This is a genomic window from Pandoraea sp. E26 (assembly GCF_000681415.1).
In the GTDB taxonomy this organism is placed as follows: domain Bacteria; phylum Pseudomonadota; class Gammaproteobacteria; order Burkholderiales; family Burkholderiaceae; genus Pandoraea; species Pandoraea pnomenusa.
Genome location: NZ_AYXJ01000013.1, coordinates 99,989 through 116,809, shown reverse-complemented (window position 1 = coordinate 116,809; position 16,821 = coordinate 99,989). Strand labels below are relative to the sequence as shown.

At 65.3% G+C, this 16,821-nt stretch carries 13 protein-coding genes; 3 read left to right on the top strand and 10 right to left on the bottom strand.

Annotated elements, in window-relative coordinates; all coding sequences use genetic code 11:
* Positions 1-6: 6 nt before the first annotated feature.
* The 3 genes from W930_RS29130 to W930_RS0109900 form a co-directional block, all read right to left on the bottom strand.
* Positions 7-1,341 (bottom strand): bifunctional diguanylate cyclase/phosphodiesterase, encoded by a 1,335-nt coding sequence (locus W930_RS29130; RefSeq protein ID WP_023596167.1) that lies wholly within the window; start codon positions 1,339-1,341, stop codon positions 7-9.
* A 328-nt stretch (positions 1,342-1,669) separates the two neighbouring features.
* Entirely contained in the window at positions 1,670-2,932 is a 1,263-nt protein-coding gene (locus tag W930_RS0109905) for an FAD/NAD(P)-binding oxidoreductase (RefSeq protein ID WP_051610641.1), read from the bottom strand.
* Positions 2,933-3,362: 430 nt separating this feature from the next.
* Positions 3,363-3,833, bottom strand: a complete 471-nt coding sequence (locus W930_RS0109900; protein WP_023596165.1) for a Cd(II)/Pb(II)-responsive transcriptional regulator — start codon at positions 3,831-3,833, stop codon at positions 3,363-3,365.
* Positions 3,834-3,901: 68 nt separating this feature from the next.
* On the opposite strand from W930_RS0109900, the gene W930_RS26905 reads away from it, so the two are divergent.
* Positions 3,902-6,331, top strand: a complete 2,430-nt coding sequence (locus W930_RS26905; protein WP_023874196.1) for a cation-translocating P-type ATPase — start codon at positions 3,902-3,904, stop codon at positions 6,329-6,331.
* 38 nt (positions 6,332-6,369) lie between these two features.
* Here W930_RS26905 and W930_RS0109890 read toward each other — a convergent pair whose 3' ends face one another.
* Together W930_RS0109890 and W930_RS0109885 are read right to left on the bottom strand one after the other, a co-directional pair.
* Positions 6,370-7,401 (bottom strand): CHAD domain-containing protein, encoded by a 1,032-nt coding sequence (locus W930_RS0109890; protein WP_158516332.1) that lies wholly within the window; start codon positions 7,399-7,401, stop codon positions 6,370-6,372.
* A 339-nt stretch (positions 7,402-7,740) separates the two neighbouring features.
* A complete protein-coding gene (locus W930_RS0109885) occupies positions 7,741-8,019 on the bottom strand; it encodes an HU family DNA-binding protein (RefSeq protein WP_023596162.1) in 279 nt (92 codons plus the stop codon).
* 556 nt (positions 8,020-8,575) lie between these two features.
* Here W930_RS0109885 and W930_RS0109880 point away from each other — a divergent pair.
* Positions 8,576-9,403, top strand: a complete 828-nt coding sequence (locus tag W930_RS0109880) for a phosphodiesterase (protein WP_023874198.1) — start codon at positions 8,576-8,578, stop codon at positions 9,401-9,403.
* Positions 9,404-9,922: 519 nt separating this feature from the next.
* Positions 9,923-10,693 carry a ferredoxin--NADP reductase gene (locus W930_RS0109875; RefSeq protein WP_023596159.1) on the top strand — a complete coding sequence of 257 codons (771 nt, stop codon included), beginning with the start codon at positions 9,923-9,925 and terminating at the stop codon, positions 10,691-10,693.
* A 175-nt stretch (positions 10,694-10,868) separates the two neighbouring features.
* On the opposite strand, the gene W930_RS0109870 is transcribed toward W930_RS0109875, so the two are convergent.
* The 5 genes from W930_RS0109870 to W930_RS26890 all read right to left on the bottom strand — a co-directional run bounded on the left by W930_RS0109870 (position 10,869) and on the right by W930_RS26890 (position 16,704).
* A complete protein-coding gene (locus W930_RS0109870) occupies positions 10,869-13,136 on the bottom strand; it encodes a TonB-dependent siderophore receptor (protein WP_023596158.1) in 2,268 nt (755 codons plus the stop codon).
* Between the two features lie 149 nt (positions 13,137-13,285).
* Positions 13,286-14,875, bottom strand: a complete 1,590-nt coding sequence (locus tag W930_RS26900; RefSeq protein ID WP_023874199.1) for a PepSY domain-containing protein — start codon at positions 14,873-14,875, stop codon at positions 13,286-13,288.
* Positions 14,876-14,894: 19 nt separating this feature from the next.
* Positions 14,895-15,149 carry a hypothetical protein gene (locus W930_RS26895; protein WP_023596156.1) on the bottom strand — a complete coding sequence of 85 codons (255 nt, stop codon included), beginning with the start codon at positions 15,147-15,149 and terminating at the stop codon, positions 14,895-14,897.
* A complete protein-coding gene (locus tag W930_RS0109855) occupies positions 15,139-15,417 on the bottom strand; it encodes a hypothetical protein (RefSeq protein ID WP_023596155.1) in 279 nt (92 codons plus the stop codon). The genes W930_RS26895 and W930_RS0109855 overlap by 11 nt, the downstream gene beginning before the upstream one ends.
* A gap of 219 nt (positions 15,418-15,636) precedes the next feature.
* Positions 15,637-16,704 carry a fatty acid desaturase gene (locus W930_RS26890; RefSeq protein WP_023596154.1) on the bottom strand — a complete coding sequence of 356 codons (1,068 nt, stop codon included), beginning with the start codon at positions 16,702-16,704 and terminating at the stop codon, positions 15,637-15,639.
* Positions 16,705-16,821 lie beyond the last annotated feature (117 nt).

The window sequence follows — 16,821 nt, the reverse complement described above, 5'->3', positions numbered from 1 at the left end:
ACGCGCTTACAGGCGCCCGTGCCAGTCTCGGATGAATGTCTCGATGTGTCCGGGCGGAAGGGGACGTGTGCAATGATAACCCTGCCACGCGTGGCAGCCCATCGAGGCGAGGGCATCGCGTTGCGCGCTGGTCTCGACACCTTCCGCGACGGTTTCGATTTCGAGCTTGCGGGCAATGGCGATGATCGCACGGATGAGTTCGGTGTCGTAGCCACCGAGCAGTACGCCGGCCACGAACTGGTAATCGATCTTCACGGTGCCGAACGGCCAGCGTTTCAGACGCACGAAACTCGAATAGCCGGTGCCGAAATCGTCGAGCGACAACCGCACGCCCATGGCCACGAGTTCGTTCATCAACGTGGCGGCTTCGTCGAGGTGAGAGATCAGCGACGATTCGGTGATTTCGATTTCGAGCTTGTCCGGCGGCACGCGATGGTGCCGAAGGGCGTAACGCACGGTCTCCAGCGTCTGCACGCGCATCTGCTGCGCGGACAGGTTGACGGCCACGCGCGGGTATTCCTCCCCCGCCTTGTGCCACTGATCGAGTTGCCGGCAGGCCTCCTGGAGCGTCCAGTCGCCGATCGGTCCGATCACGTCGCACCGTTCGGCCGCCGGAATGAACTCGCCGGGCATGATCAGTTCGTCGTCGCGCTGCCAGCGGATCAGCGCCTCGAGTCCGGTGAGCCGGTGAGTGCGCATATCGATTTGCGGCTGGTAATGCAGGCGGAATTCCGAATCCGACAGCGCGCGTCCGATGGCACTGCGCCAATGGTGTTCGTTGCCTGCCTCGTCCGGCGGGTTGATGCCCTCGGTCGGCGCGCAAGGGGCTTCCGTGACAAGAAAGCGCGACGCGCTCTCGCGGATGGCCTGATCGGCGACGTCGGAGGTGTGTTCGAGCAGCGTGGCGGGCCACACGGGCACCTGCGGCAGGTGCGTGATGCCCGCGGACAGGATCGGGTAAAGCAGGCCGTTGCCGCACGGCACCGGCGACTCGCCCGAGCGGATGAAGCGACGTGTGACTTGCACCGCCGCCTCACGGCTGCCGAGATCGCGCAGGAGGATGGCTATCTGCTGATCGGATACCCGGCCAATGAGATCGCGCCGGCGGATACGCGAGCCGATTCTGAACGCGATGGTCGCGAGCAGATCGGCGTCGGAAACGGCGGATTGGCTGGTCGCCGTGCGCTGACCTCGCCCGACGTGCAGCACCACCAGCGCACTGTGGCTGTTGGGGGGGCTGGGGGTTCGCAACTCCAGGCTGAGGGCGCGAAGGAGCCGCTGGCGGTCCAGCAGGAGGTCGGCGAGAACGACTTGCCGGCGCAGCGCGTTCGTATCGTTCATCTCGGCAGGCGGGCACCGGGTGTCCGCTCGGTTGAACGTTGGTCATTGCCGCGTGTAAAGCCGCAGGGCATCGCAAGCCCGCGCGTCGAACAGGTCGTGCCGCCAGAAAACCCTTGAATCATGTTCTGCATAAGACGCGTAAATGTGTCGGCCATCGTGCGGGGAACGGGGGGCGCGTGAGCGCCGTCGCGCCACCACGTGCCATCCTCCCGCGCTCCGGCAGACCGCGCGCAAGGCGTGGCCCGACTAGAAGCTCGTGCCCGGTCGCGAAACCGGGTTCTTTCGTTTTTAACGGCACCCGTGTCTGAAAATTGAGTTGGGGTTTCACCTATGGTCGGGGGCGGCTCGGTCGTGCCAGCCATTCGCGCCCGCGAAGCATGTAATCCCAATAGACCTTGGGCAGTACGTACTTTTTGAGCACCCAGGCGGTGCGGGTCGCACGCGTGCCGTCGATCGGGAACGTGGGCAGCAGCTTGCCGCCATAGCCAAACTCGGCGAGCACGATCTTGCCGTGTTCCACCGTGAGCGGGCAAGCGCCATAACCATCGTAATGCAGGGTAAGGGGGCGGCCGTCCATGGTGGCGAGCAGATTTTCGGCCACGACGACAGCCTGCTTGCGGGCTGCGGCAGCGGTCTTGGCATTGGGCGCCGAAATGGCGTCGCCGAGCCCGAAGACGTTCGCGTAGCGCGGATGACGCAGCGTGGCGTGATCGACTTCGCACCAACCCGCCGCATCGGCGAGCGGGCTTGCACGCAATACGTCGGGCGCGCTTTGTGGCGGCACGACATGCAGCAGATCGAACGGCTTGTCCACGAACTGCGACTGACCGTCAGCATCGAAAATCTCGAAGCGAGCCACGCGGCGCTCACCGTCGACCGCGCGCAGATGGGAGAGATGGTTGAGCGAAATGCCGTAGCGGTTCACATACGCCATCAGCGCGGGAACGTACTCCTTCACGCCGAACAGCGCCGGCGCCACCAGATGGAATTCGATCTTGGTCTTGTCGAGCACGCCGCGCTGGCGCCAGGTGTCGGCCGACAGATACATCGCCTTCTGTGGTGCGCCCGCGCATTTGATCGGCATGGGCGGTTGCGTGAACAGGGCGTTGCCGCCCTTGAAGTCGCGTACCAGCGACCAGGTGTACGGTGCGAGGTCGAAGCGATAGTTGGAAGTGACGCCATTGCGCCCGAGCGTATCGGTCAGGCCGTCGATCGCTTCCCAGTTCAGTTGCAGTCCCGGCGCCACGATGAGGTAGCGGTAGGTCAACGGACGTCCGTTGGAGAGAAGAATCTGCGAACGTTCCGGCGCGAAAGCCATGACGGCCGCCTGAATCCAATCGACGCCTTCGGGGATGACGCTTGCCATCGGCCGGGCCGTGCGCGCAGGATCGAATTCACCCGCACCCACAAGCGTCCATGCCGGCTGGTAGTAATGCGTGTCGGCCGGGTCCACGATCGTGATCGTCAGGGACGGCCGGCGGCGGCGCAGGCTGGCCGCGACGGAAATGCCGGCAGCCCCCGCACCCATGATGACGATGTCGGCGCTGCTTTGCGTCGCGGGCACGGGCGTCGCGGATACATCGCTGGACATAAGATCTCCGACAAAGAAGCAAGAATTGGAACGGATTACGACATATTCGTGCGCATCCTGAGCATCGAACCGCAGGGCCTTGCACGAACGAAAGGCCTGCGTCGCGACGCGTGCGGAACATTGTATAGAAACTGCGGTGTTTTGCCCCTGTTTTCAGGGCGGGCGCGGTGAATCGCCACGATCGCCCGGTGCGTTGGGTCGAGGCGATCATCCCAGGGAGCGCGTGGCGTACCCCGTTCGTCGGGGGATGTCGCGTTCGGCAAGCGATGTCCGACGCATCGGCGCCCGCGCGGGCAACCCTGGCAGCGCAGGGGGGGCGATGGAGGGAGCGACGTTCGCGCAGGCGACGTCGATTGGTTTACGAGGCGGGCGTCACTCGCCTATGGACGCGGGACGGCGCTGGTCAGGCACCGGGCGGCGCGCGCCTGGTTCACGCATGCAGAGGATCGTGGTCGCAGGCGACGTCGACGGGATCGCTTTCGCTGTGGCAGGCGCAGGCTTCGCCATGAGCCCCTTGCATGAGCGCGCGCAGGATGCCGCAATCGCTCGTTTCGTGTCGGCTCTGGCATTGTGCCTGCAGATGCAGCAACTGCTGCTCGAGCGCTTGCAACTCATGGATGCGGGCATGGACACGGGCCAGATGTGCCTCGATCAGGTGGTTGGCGTCTTCGCAGGTCACGTTCGTATCGTAGGCGAGTTCGCTCAAACGCTTCGCGTCGGCGAGCGGCATGTCGAGCGAGCGGCAGTGGCGAATGAAGCGCAGCGCTTCCAGATGGTCTTCGCCGTAGGCGCGGTAGCCCGTGTCGGTCCTCGGCGGGGCCGACAGGAGGCCGGCACGCTCGTAATAGCGGATCGTTTCGACATCGGTACCCGCCGCCCGGGCCAGTTCTCCGATTTTCATGCTTGACTCCGTAGTCACTACAGGGTTTTCAATGGAGAGTAACACGAATCAGTAAACCAGGAGTTCACATGTCCAAACCCTCGGATCCCTCGGATGTGACACGTCTGGCGGGCGCGAGCGTGACGGATGGCGCGGCGCCGGGTCACCGCGGCGACGTTTCCGGCCACGCGCATGGCCACGACCACGGGCATGCGCATCGGCACGATCATGACGCCTCGCATGGCCATTCGCATGATCACGCGCATGATCATGGCGATGCCTGCGCGCCGGGTGGGGCAAACGGCCATTCGACGGCTTCGTGTTGTGCCGCTGGCGCCGCGTTCGCCCCGTCGGCGCCGACAGGCACGCCCGACGCCAACGCGCCGCAGGCGCGCTTCCGTATCGATCAGATGGATTGCCCCACGGAGGAGCGTTTGATCCGTGACCAACTGGAGCGGCGCCCGGGGGTCGACGGCCTGTACTTCAACCTGTTGAAACGTGAATTGACGGTCGTGTTCGACGCCCGTAGCTCGACGGACGACGTCAGCCGTCATGGCGACGCGGTGGCCGACACCCTGCGCAAACTTGGCATGACGCCGGTTCCGCTCACTGAAGGCGAAGCCGCACCGCCGCCGCCGGCCGGTCGCAATTCCGACGTGGCGGGTCTCGTTGCTGGCGGCGTACTCGCCGCGGCGAGCGAGATCGTCGTCTGGTCGGGCGTGCCGGAGCATAGCCCATGGGTCGGCGCCATGGTGGTCGCCGCGATTCTCGCGTGCGGCCTGCCGACGCTCAAGAAAGGCTGGATCGCACTGCGCCACCTCACGCTGAACATACATTTCCTGATGTCGCTCGCGGTCATCGGCGCGATGGTCATCGGGCAGTGGCCGGAAGCGGCGATGGTGATCGTGCTTTTCGCGCTATCGGAGAAGCTCGAAGCGGCGTCGCTCTCGCGTGCACGGCGCGCCGTGGAGGCGCTCATGCGCCTGGCACCTGATCAGGCATCGGTCGAGCAGCCTGACGGCAGCTGGCGCGAGGTGCCTGCGGCGACGCTGCCGATCGGTGCGCGCGTGCGCGCTCGTCCGGGAGAGCGCATCGCCATCGACGGCGTCATCGAGCAAGGGAGTTCGGCGCTCAATCAGGCATCGATCACGGGCGAAAGCGTGCCCGTCGACAAGACCGTGGGCGACGACGTCTACGCGGGCAGCATCAACGAGAGCGGGCTGATCGTCTACCGCACCAACGTGGCGCCCGGTGACACGACGCTCGCGCGCATCGTACGCATCGTCGAGACGGCGCAGCAGCAACGCTCGCCCACGCAGCGTTTCGTCGATAAGTTCTCGCGCATCTATACGCCGGTCGTCGTGCTCTGCGCATTGCTGGTGGCGATCGTGCCGCCGCTGGCCTTCGGTCTTGCGTGGTCGCCGTGGATCTACAAGGCGCTGGTGATGCTGGTCATCGCGTGTCCCTGCGCATTGGTGATCTCCACGCCAGTGACCGTGGTGAGCGGTCTGACCGCTGCGGCGCGCGCCGGCATTCTGATCAAGGGCGGCGCGTTCCTCGAGAGCGGCCGTCTGATTCGGGCGGTGGCGCTCGACAAGACGGGCACCCTCACGCGAGGGGAACCACACCTCACCGACGTGGTGCCACTGGGTAGTGCGTCGCACGACGACGTGCTGACGCTCGCCGCTGCCCTCGACGCCCAGACCACGCACCCCATCGCGCGCGCCGTCGTCGACGGGTTCCGGCAGGCGAAGCTGGGAGATCTGCCGGAAGTGACCGATGTCGAGGCGCTTGCCGGCATGGGCGTGAAGGGGCGCGTGGGACAGGCGCTGTATTACCTGGGCAATCATCGTCTGATCGAGTCGCTGGGCGTGTGCAATGCGACCGTGGAAGCCGAGCTCGCGCGTCTCGAGGCGCAGGCGCGCACGGCAATCGTGCTGGCCAGCGAAACGCAGGCGCTCGCGGTGCTGGCCGTGGCCGACACGTTGCGGGAAGAAAGCCGGGAGGCCGTTGCGCGATTGACGACCATGGGCGTGAGCACCGTCATGCTGACGGGCGACAATCGCGCGACCGCACAGGTGATCGGCGAGCAGGCCGGCGTGAGCGATGTGCGTGCCGAGATGCTGCCCGAGGACAAGTGGCAGGCAGTGTCGTCGCTTCGCGAAAAGTTCGGTCACGTGGGCATGGTCGGCGATGGCATCAACGATGCGCCCGCACTGGCGGCAGCCGACGTGGGGTTTGCGATGGGGGTCACGGGGACCGATAGCGCGCTCGAGACGGCCGACGTCACTCTGATGGACGACGATCTGCGCAAGCTGCCGGCATTCCTGATGTTGTCCCGACGGTCTGCGACGGTGCTCAAGCAGAACATCGCGATGGCACTGGCCATCAAGGTCGTGTTCTTCGCATTGGCTGTCGTTGGCCTGGCATCATTGTGGATGGCCGTGTTCGCCGACGTTGGCGCGAGCCTGCTGGTGATCGCCAACGGCATGCGTCTGCTGCGCATGAAAGTGGTGTGACGCACGGCGCGGGCCGAGCGACCTTGCCGACGCCCGCTTCATCTCCGCCCCGGACGCATGCCGCGTTCGAGGGTGTGGGCGTCCGGTAGATGACACAGCACATGGGCCGCACGACTCGTGGTATTCACGATCAGGCTGTCGAGGCGACCCGTGAGTGTGTCGCGGTGGGCAGCGCTCAGGGCCATGGCTTCGAGAAGACGTTGCGCGACGACCGCGTCGTTGACTTGCCCCAACAATTCCTGCGCGACGCGAAGCGTATCCTGATACGGCGCGCGGACCGCCTTGCGCATCCATGGCGCCAGCGCTTCGGTGCTGTAGCGAGCTTGCTTCAGCTTCACGCGCAAGGCGTGCAGTTGTTCGGTGTCGAGCATCGCCAGCTGGCGCGCTTGCGGAAACAATGCGATGTATCGCGCGCGCAGCACATTGTGTGCATGTTTGGCCAGCGCGCGAGGGCGCTTGCCGGGAGTGCGCGACGGGCGTCGCAGGGCTTTGGCGGCGCGCGGGTCGGCACTGCCGTCGTTCTGTATGCCAAAAGCGTCGCGCAAGCACGAGTGCAGTGCACGCTGACGATCGCTCGTCAAGGCTTCGGCGGCCTTTCTGTTGGCGTCGCCACGCAGTTTCGCGACATGTACGTCGATGGCGGGCCAGTCGATAGCCGGATGTTCGATGCGCAGTGCGGGCAACGTGGACGTGGCGAACACATCGGCGTCTCGTGTCAGGCCGGTCGACTCGCCGAGCCAGTGCAATTCTTCCGTCAACTCGCGGCGCCACCGCGGTTTGATCCACGGCGAAAAGACGTCGAGCAACGTGCGCAGGCGGCGCGCGGTGATTCGCAAGGCGTGCAGTGCTTCCGGATCGATCGATTCGGCGGGTGGGGCGCCGGCGTGTGCCCCCCGCGATGTCGGCCATTGCGTCAGCGCAAGCGCGGCGAGGGCGACGAGCAGGTGTGCGGCCGACGTGCGCCGCGCCTGTTTGGCGCCGGGCGGGGACGTCGCAGCCGCTTCGGTATGGCCATCGGCGGGCGATCCCTCGGCAGAGGCGGCAATGGCCGCAGTCGTCGCGCGTGTCATGTCACGCAACATAGCATAGAACACTCGGGGGCAAGCGTGACGAAAAAATACGCTGCGACACGATGCCGTGGATCGGTACGCGGGGAAGAGGGGGAAGAGCGGGAAGAGCGGGAAGAGGGATTGCGGGCCGCGGGCCCTTGAACTACCGAGGGGAATTTGTCGCGGGCGCCCGGATCTCCGGGAATCGGTGCGCAGGACACCCGCGAGGCGCGCAGCGTTACATCAGTCGTGGACCTCGCTAGAGGATGATGCAACGTCCATTTGTTGCCGCCTACCGCGAATGGCCGGGCGAGCAAAAAAGATAGGCCGGCACGAAGGCCGGCCTGCGCGCAACTGGCTTTACTTCTTGTTCACAGCGTCCTTGAACGCCTTGCCAGCCGTGAACTTCACGGTCTTGGCGGCCGGGATCTTGATCGCTTCGCCGGTCTTCGGGTTGCGGCCGGTACGCGCGGCACGCTTGCCCGAACCGAACGAGCCGAAGCCGATCAACTGAACCGTATCACCCTTGGCGACGGCTTTCTTGATAACCTCGATCAGCGTATCGATGGTCTCGCCGGTTTGAGCCTTGCTGGCACCCGTAGCGCCGGCGACGGCGTCGATCAGTTCCTGTTTGTTCATGTGTGTTTCCCTTGAGAGGTGGTGAATACCGGCGACAACTCTAACACTTTCGCCATTTGGCGAGTGCCGGTGTTGTATCCGCGCCATAAGGCACGCGGCTCACGCCAGAATGTCGCCTTCGCGGCACGTTACGCGAACCCGATCCGGGGATCGGTTTCGTCACATATCGTGAGGGCGCTGGCACTGGCCGGGCAGCCGCATTATAGAGCCATCGGCGCGCTGAGGGCCAGTCCTGACAATGGTTTGCGGCGATTTTGTTGCGCTATGCCGCGTACTTTCTTGTTCTTGATGGCAAAACCCCGGTAACTGCAAGCATCTTCGGTCATGCCCGCCCGCAATCCCTTGCCGGGCGGGCTTTGGGAGTTTCCCTAGCTGATCGGGGCTTGCGCGGCGGGGCGACTTTTGGTTGTACCGCGCGTGCACGGCAGCGGCGATCGTCGGGGCGTCACTGGCTTGTCATCTGCGACGTCTAGCGTGTCCGCGGCCTGTGGACCGCGCGCGAGCGTGCGCGTCCTACACTCGAATGGCGGCGCCATTCGTCATCAAGGAAAGTCTCATGCTGCTCTGCCAGATCACCGATCTTCACGTCACGCGTCCCGGCGCGTTGGCGTGTGGGCGTGTCGACACCGCACTTGCGCTGCGTCGCGCGATCGCCGCCATCAATCACCTGACGCCGCGTCCCGATGCCGTGATCGCGACCGGCGATCTCATCGATACGGCGCATCCGTCGGAATACGAAGTACTCCGGGAGTGTCTCGCGGAACTGACCATGCCGTTGTACCTGGTCGTGGGCAATCATGACCATCGTGAGGCGTTGCGCGACGCGTTTCCCGAGCACGTTTATCTGCGAACCGGTTACGAATTTTTACAATATCGTGTCGACCTGGGCCCGACGACCGTGTTGGCGCTCGATACTCAGGACCCGCCGGGCGCGAGCGGCCACCTTTGCGAGTCGCGGCTCTCCTGGCTCGACGCGCAATTGCACGCCTGCGCCGGACGCCCGACGATCATTGCGATGCACCATCCGCCGTTCGAGACGGGCATCGAATTCATGGACGGCTACGGATTGTCCAGCGCCGGGCGCGAGGGATTCGCGCGCGTGACGTCGCGCCACGGTCATATCGAGCGCGTGATCTGCGGGCACCTGCACCGCAGCATCCAGGCCCAGGTCCCCGGTGCGCCCAACGTCATGGCCAGCACGTGCGTGTCCACCGCGCATCAGATTTCGCTCGGTCTGGCACCTGGCGCTCCAGAGACGATCTCGCTCGAACCGCCCGGCTTCGCATTGCATCTCTGGCAACCCGGGGCCGGCGTGCGAACACATCACGCCTTTGTCGGCCCGTTCGATGGGCCGTACCGCTTCGACGGTGCGTCGGTTTCCTGACAGATTTTGCACGGCGCAACGGCGAGAACAATGGGCGCGCTGGGACCCGCCGTGTGTAAAGCGCATTCCCATCAAGGCGCTGCTCGTGGTGCTCAACGCGGGCTTCACGTGGATCAGCCAGCTTAACGGGTCGCCGCTTTACGGGGCCGGCTTCGCGGCGGCCCTGCTGTGCGCGCCGCCGCTCGGCGCTCGCCGGTTGGCCTGGCATCTTGGCGCGCAGGGATACGACCCTATATCGGGCAGCCCGCCGCCGGCCGCGGCAGGCGCCGGGTCGCCATCGCCCCCCCCGCCCGAGCCCCCTGGCGGCCCGCACGGACAAATGAAAGCAATTCCCAATTCGGGTAAAATAGTCGGGTTTTCCCGCCCAAAACCGAAAGTGCGTCGATCCGATGCACCAGGCGCTCGGGCATCGGGGCCATCAAGGACGGCCCGTGCACACGCAACGCAGGCATTCCCGGCCGTCAGCGCCGCCGTTTTTGCCGATGTGCCGCGTCGCCCTTTGTCTAACGTCAAGCCAATATGAGTACTCAGAATCAACAGACCGTGCTGGAAGTCCACCACTGGACTGATACGTTGTTCAGCTTCAAGACCACTCGCGACGCTTCGTTCCGTTACGTCAATGGCCAGTTCACGATGATTGGTCTGGAAGTGGAGGGCAAGCCGCTGCTGCGCGCCTACAGCATGGCGAGCGCGAATTACGAGGAAGAGCTGGAGTTCCTGAGCATCAAGGTGCAGGACGGTCCGCTGACCTCGCGTCTGCAACATTTGAAGCCGGGCGACAAGGTCATCGTCGGCCGCAAGCCGACCGGCACGCTCATCAACGACAATCTGCTGCCGGGCAAGAATCTGTATCTGCTCTCGACGGGCACGGGCCTCGCGCCGTTCATGAGCATCATTCGAGATCCGGAAGTCTACGACCGCTACGAGCACATCATTCTGGTGCACGGCTGCCGCTTCGCCAGCGAACTGGCGTATCGCGATCTGATTACCCAGCACCTGCCGGAGCATGAGTATCTGGGCGAGTATGTCCGCGACAAGCTGATCTACTATCCGACCGTCACGCGCGAAGAATTCGAGAACCAGGGCCGTATTACGGAGCTGGTGGAATCGGGCAAGATGTTCGCCGACATCGGCCTGCCGGAATTCACTCCGGAAAACGACCGCGTCATGCTGTGCGGTAGCCCGGCCATGCTCAAGGACACGCGCGAGTTGCTGGAAAAGCGCGGCTTTGTGGAAGGTCACAACCACGCGCCGGGCCACTACCTCGTCGAGCGCGCGTTCGTCGGCTGACAGGGACGTTGCCTCACGCGGTGACGAGCATCGCCTGATCGCGGCGTGGTCGTCACCGCATCGTTGCCCGGTCGTGACGTGACCGCCGGGCAAGCGCGCCGCTGTCAGCGAAAAGCCCCCGTGAACCGGACGCGAGTCCAGCCCACGGGGGCTTTGTCGTTTCTCCGGCCGACGCTCAGAAGTCCATCGTGGCGCTGGCGAGGAAGGTGCGGGTCGAACCCGGCAGCACAAAGCCGTTGTAGGTCGTCGTCCAGTAGTGCTTGTCCGTCAGGTTGTTGACGGCGGCGCGCAACACGACTGACTTGCCGGCGATGCGCGTGGCGTACTTCGCCGACACATCCATGGTGGTGTAGGCCGGAATCGACAGCGTGTTGGCGGCATCGACTTCCTGCTGGCCGGTGACCTTCACGCCCGCGGCCAGGGTCAGGCCGCGCACGAACGGCGTGTCGTATTCGACGCGACCGGTCACCACATACTTCGGCGTGGCGAAGATGCGCTTGCCCGCCACGCTCGGATCGTCAACGCCCACGGCCTTCGTGTTGAGCAGCAGTACGCCGCCCAGAACCCGCCAGTCGCGCGCAACACGTACCCAGCCACTCGCATCGAGCCCCTGGAAGCGTTGCGTGCCGTCCTGCACGAAGTCGTTCGCCTGGTTCGTGTAAGCATAGCCGCGCTCCACGCGGAACAGCGCGAGATTCGCGCCCCAGCGCTGCTTGTCTGCTTTCCAGCCCACCTCGTACTGCTTGCTCTTGAGCGGGCCAAACGTCTGCGGATAGTTATTGTCGGTGACGCCTGCCGAGCCGCCCGGTTCGAGCGACTCGACGTAGCTCGCATAAGCCGTGGAATCCGAGTCCGTCTTGTACATCAATGCGAGCGTGGGCGTGACCGGCTTCGCGCGATAAGAGGTGCTCGTCTGCCCGGCAATGTCGTACAGATCGTCATTGAACTGCGTATAACGCAGCCCGACCAGTGCGGAGATGCGCGACGTGATGCCCACCGTGTCGCTCGCGAAGATCGCGCGCTGCGAAATCTTCTCGCTGCGGTAAGGCTCGTAATCGAGTCCGATGTCCTGGTTGGGGAGCAGCGACGGATTGTAGATGTTGCTCGTGCCAAGGGCGATGCCATTGCCGCCCAGACCGTTGTCGTTGAGCTTGACCTGGCTTTGGTACGAGACCCCGAAAACCACGTCGTGCTTGAGCGGGCCGGTGTCGAACTTGCCTTGCAGCATGCCGTCCCAGGCCTGGTAGTAATAGGCCGTCTTCCACTTGTACTGCGTATCCGCATAGTCGCCCGCGGCATTGAGCACCGAAAGGAAGCTGTCGCCGTTCAGGCGGTTCTGCCGGGCAAAGCGGTACTTGAAGTTCGCCTTCCACCGATCGTTGATGCGGTAGTCGACCGCGGTGCCCGCGGTGAGGGCATCGGTCTCGTAATACGAGAAGGGCTGGGCAAGATTGCGCGCGACCTTGCTGGCATCGGGCACCGCGCCGGCGCCCGCGAAGTTCAGGCCGAACAGGGTGCCGGTCGTCTGGCGCTTCCAGTACGCCACGTCCGCCGACCAGGTGAGATCGCGGGTAATGCGGAAGTCCGTCGCGAACGAGATCGTCTTGCGGCGCACGTGGTTGTTGGGTTCGGCCGTGTTGCCTTCTTCGTTCACGAGATTCAGGCGATAGCCGAAACGGTTGTCCGGGCCGAAGCGTCCGCCCAGATCGAGCTTCTGGCTCCAGACGTTGCTGGCTTCGTAGCCGACGGAGAACTGGCGCAGCGGTTCGTCCGTCGGGCGCTTGAGCACATAGTTGACGATGCCGCCCGGCGCACCGAAGCCATACATGAATCCCGACAGGCCCTTGAGCAGCTCGACCTGCTCGAACGGTTCGAGCGGAATGTCGGCCTGCCACGACACAAAATTCTGACCGTCGACCTTGGTCCCGTCGAGCATGTCGACGCGCATGCCGCGCACCGCGAAATACGCATTCTCGTTTCGCTTGTTCTCCGACAGGGTGCTCACCGCGGGGTCCCACTTGAAGGCGTCCGTGGCGGTCTGCGCCATCTGGTTCTTGATCTGCTCGCTGTTGACCGCGACCACAGAGAACGGCGTGTCCACCGCTCGGCGCGTGCCTAGCGCGCCGCTCGAAACCCGCTCGACGCGCACGTCGTCATCGCGCCCGGCCGACACGCTGGTAGCAGGCAGGGCGGCGGTGCCTTGCGCCACGTCAGCCGTGGCCGGTGCCTGCTGCGCCATCGCATTGCCAGCGGCCAGCGTGAGCGATGCAGCCCAAATGACGCCAACCGCCCGCGCGGGGGATACGCCGGTCACGGCGCGTGTGACCGATGACGGTTCGCAAGGCAGGCGCGACGAAGTCAAACGAGACAGCGGTTCATGCGTGGTGCGCTCGCGTGCGGAGCAGGCGAAGGCGCGCCCTGCGAGGGGGCGGTGGTGCGACATCGGAGTGACTCTCCCTATTTGTGTTGCGTCGTGTGCCGACGGGTACGTTTTGAAAACGATCGAATGCTTCATGGGGAGGCGTGAGCCGCAGGCGGCTCACGCGGGCGACTGCTCGGGCAGCCCTGACGTTAGGGGGCGCGGGCGACGAATTACCGCGTCGCCGCGTTGTTCGTCGCGCTGGCGGCCGACGTCGTTTGCGCCGCGCCGGTTGCCGGGTTTGCCCAAACGCTGTTGGGGTCGCCGTGCCGCGCGCGTCGCCACGTGGCGCGGGCGAACAGGGCAAAAGCCACGGCAAACGCAACGGCGGCGAGATCGATCCCCGCCAGCACCCAGTCGCCGGCCGCCATCGAGTTCACGAGGTTGTCGGACGTGAACGCGGCATCGGCCACCGGGATCGCGAGGCAGGCAAGCGCTGTCGCCGCGAGCAGGCCGGTGGCGGCCACGGCCGGTGCGGCAACGGCGGCGATGCCCAGCGAGACGGCCAGCGTGGCCACGAAAATCGACAGTGCCGTCGCGCCCGGCGCGACGACGGCGCCGACAAACGCTACGGCGATCCCCAGGCAGGTCCCCAGGAAAACGCCGGCGGTGGCCTTCGCCATCCAGCGCAGATTGGCGGGCTGGATGGCCGTGTTGCGCTTGCGTCGCGATTCGAGCCAGAGCAGGTTGCCGCTGTAGACGAGCACTGCGCCCATCAGGCCGAGTACGAAGTACACCCAGCGCATCGCGTCGCCGGCGAAATTGCCGAAGTGCGCACCGTAAATCATGCTGAGCACGGCATGGTTGGCGTCGCGTGTGCCGGGGCTGTGCTGGCCAACGATTTGCCCATCGTTCAGACGAACGGCAACGGCCGCGAACACGCCAAGCGAATCGGTCGCTTCGCCATAGACCTCCGCGACGGCATCCGGCTTCCCATAGCGGGACCATGCAACGGCGGTCGCCTCCATGTCCGGAGCGGCGCGGCCGGCGTGCGCGAGGATGGCCGGCAGATCGAGCGGCTTGCCGTCGACGGGGGCGACCTTTGCCGGTACGGATCCCGTGATCTGCGGGATCTGCGACATCAGTTTGTTCTCGAACGTGATCACGTTGAACGCCATCATGAGCGGCAGGCTCAGGCAGAGCAGGGCGCCTGTGACGGCGAAGACGATGTGAAACGGCAGGCTGAGCACACCGATGGCATTGTGGGCGTCTTGCCAGAAGCGCTTGAGGTTGCGTCCCGGGCGCAACGCGAAGATGTCGCGGGTGACGCGCGGCAGGTGCACGATCACCCCGGAGATCAGTGCCATGCCGTAGAACAGCGACACGACCCCCATCAGGTACAGGCCGACCGTCGGAATCGACAGCGAGTAATGCAGCGCGTTGATCGTGGCGGACAGGCCGGGGCGGGCGTCGCCGGTGACCAGCGACGGCGCCGAGCCGTCGGCGTCGAGCCGCAGCCGCGCCTGCATCCATTCGCCGTCGGGTTGCTGCCAGTAGGCGAACGGGGTCGGCGAGTGATTCGGGAGCACCACCCCCATTTGCTCGCGCGCGGCCGGGTATTTCTCGCGAACCATCTCGGCGAGTTGCTCCGTCTGCGCAAGCGTGAGTGGCGCATGACGCGTGGCCGGTTGTTCCCAGCGCTCGATTTCGTGATGGAAGACGGTCAGTGCCCCGCCGAGCATGGCGACGAACAGTGCAAAACCGGCCACGATGCCGGCCCACGTGTGGACACTCAGGTATTGGCGCAGGGTTTGGGCGCGCATCGAAGACTCCTTGCGAAACTCACCAAACGGCGCGCGCGAGCAGCAGCGCGACCCAGGCAACGACCGTGGTGGTGCCAAGGCCGATCCATGCGCGCCGCGCAGTGCGGCTCGCGTAGACCACCGCGAACAGGCCGAGCCACAAGAGCGGGAAAAGCGCGATCACCGGAATGACGGCCGTTTGCCAGCCCGCTGGCGTGAGATAGGCGATCGCGCCGCATAGCGCGATGGCCGCGAGAAAGCCGAGCACGAGGCCGGCGACGGTTCTACTCCACATGCACGTCTCCACGCAGCCAGTGCCAGCCGCCAGCGGCGTAGGGCCAGAACAGCAGACCGAAGCACAGCGACATGAACGCGGAAGCGACACCTGCCGACGGACCCGCCGCCAGCCACCAGCAAACGAGACATGCGATCGCGGCGAGGAGCGAGACCGCGCGTGCGGGCTGCGTCGCCAGACGCTGCGCTCGCAGACGCTGGTGTTCCGAGGTGAGGTAGCAGGCGCCGCCCGCAAGCCATGCCAGTGCGATGGCCAGTCCAATCAACATGCGAACCCTGTGCAAACGCTTCGCACGACAAATCGTGTGAACGCAAACGTTAACAAAAACGATTCGCATTTATATCACGATTCGGATAATTCCCGAAGCATTCCGAGCGTTACACGACAGGCGACGGCATGATCGGCGTGGTATCGGGACAACGGCGCCCGATGCGCCGTGTGCCGAGCGTCGGTTCGCAAGGTGTGCGAAGCGAGGGGCGAGTGGTTGTTATGAGACGCGTTCGGCGTGGTCCATGAGCGAGCTGGCCGGAAGCGGTCCGCCGAATTGGCGCAAGGCGCCACGCCAGTAAGGTATCGCCGGCGCGCCGGGAGGTTGCGCGGCATCGATCGCCGGCAGGAGGTGCCACGGCGCGGTCGGATAAAGATGGTGCACGCGATGCAGGTGTTGATTGAGCAGCAGGGCCCGTACCGGGACGCACGCGCGGAAGTTGCGAGCCCGTGCGGGTTCGTCCATCGATACGCCGTAGTGCGGCAGGTTGTCCGCGATCGATAGCCAAACGCCGCGCGCCACGAACGTCGCCGCGAACACTGGCCACCACGCGCCGTAGGCCCACAGGGCAGCGATCGCCAAGACGACGAGGAGGGCGAAGTCGCGTCGAATTCGGCGTCGGCGTACCGGATCGGCGGCGAACATCACCACGCGGCGGCGCACGTCGGCGTCCTGCGGATCGGTGCCGAGCGTGCGCGCGGCCAGCTCGGGCAAGTGCCGAGCGGGCACCCAGGCGATGAGCGGTGCGAAGACTTCCGCCAGCCACATGCCGCCCAGCAGCCGAAGTTGATAGCCCAGCCACCGGCGCGCGCGCGCTGCCATTGTTGCGTCGGCGGGCAACGCCGAAATGTCGGGGCGATCGTATGGCTGGCGGGTGAAGCGGTGATGCAGCAGGTGGCCGAACCGCATGATTTCGAACGGCAGCCCCAGCAGCAAGGCCAGGACTCGGCCGGCGCGCTCGTTGGCGCGTGGCTTCAGACGCAACTGTCCGTGGATCGATTCGTGAATCAACCCCCAGTGCATGGGGGTGAGAAGCAGGACCGGAAGCAGCGACCACGCGGCCGTGTCGCCCCAGTGGCGCAGCGCCCAGCCAAGCCCGAGCCATTGCCAGAGGCCGGTGAATCCGGCGACGCCGATAAGCCATGGATTCCAGCGCGAAGGCCGGGCGTGGCGCCATAGCGCCGGGGAGGGTGTCATGTCGCCGGCCAGGGAGGCCGGCTCGCCCATCGGTCCTGGGGCGATCGAAACAGCGGCGCACGAGGCGGTGTCGATGACGACATTCTCCATGAGGTCTCCGTGACGTGAAGGCCGTGCCGGGCGCCGCATGCTCGCCTGGCGAGGATGGCGCGTCACGGTTGCGACGAGAGTGTATGTCGCGTCATGGGATGGAAATATGTCAGCCGC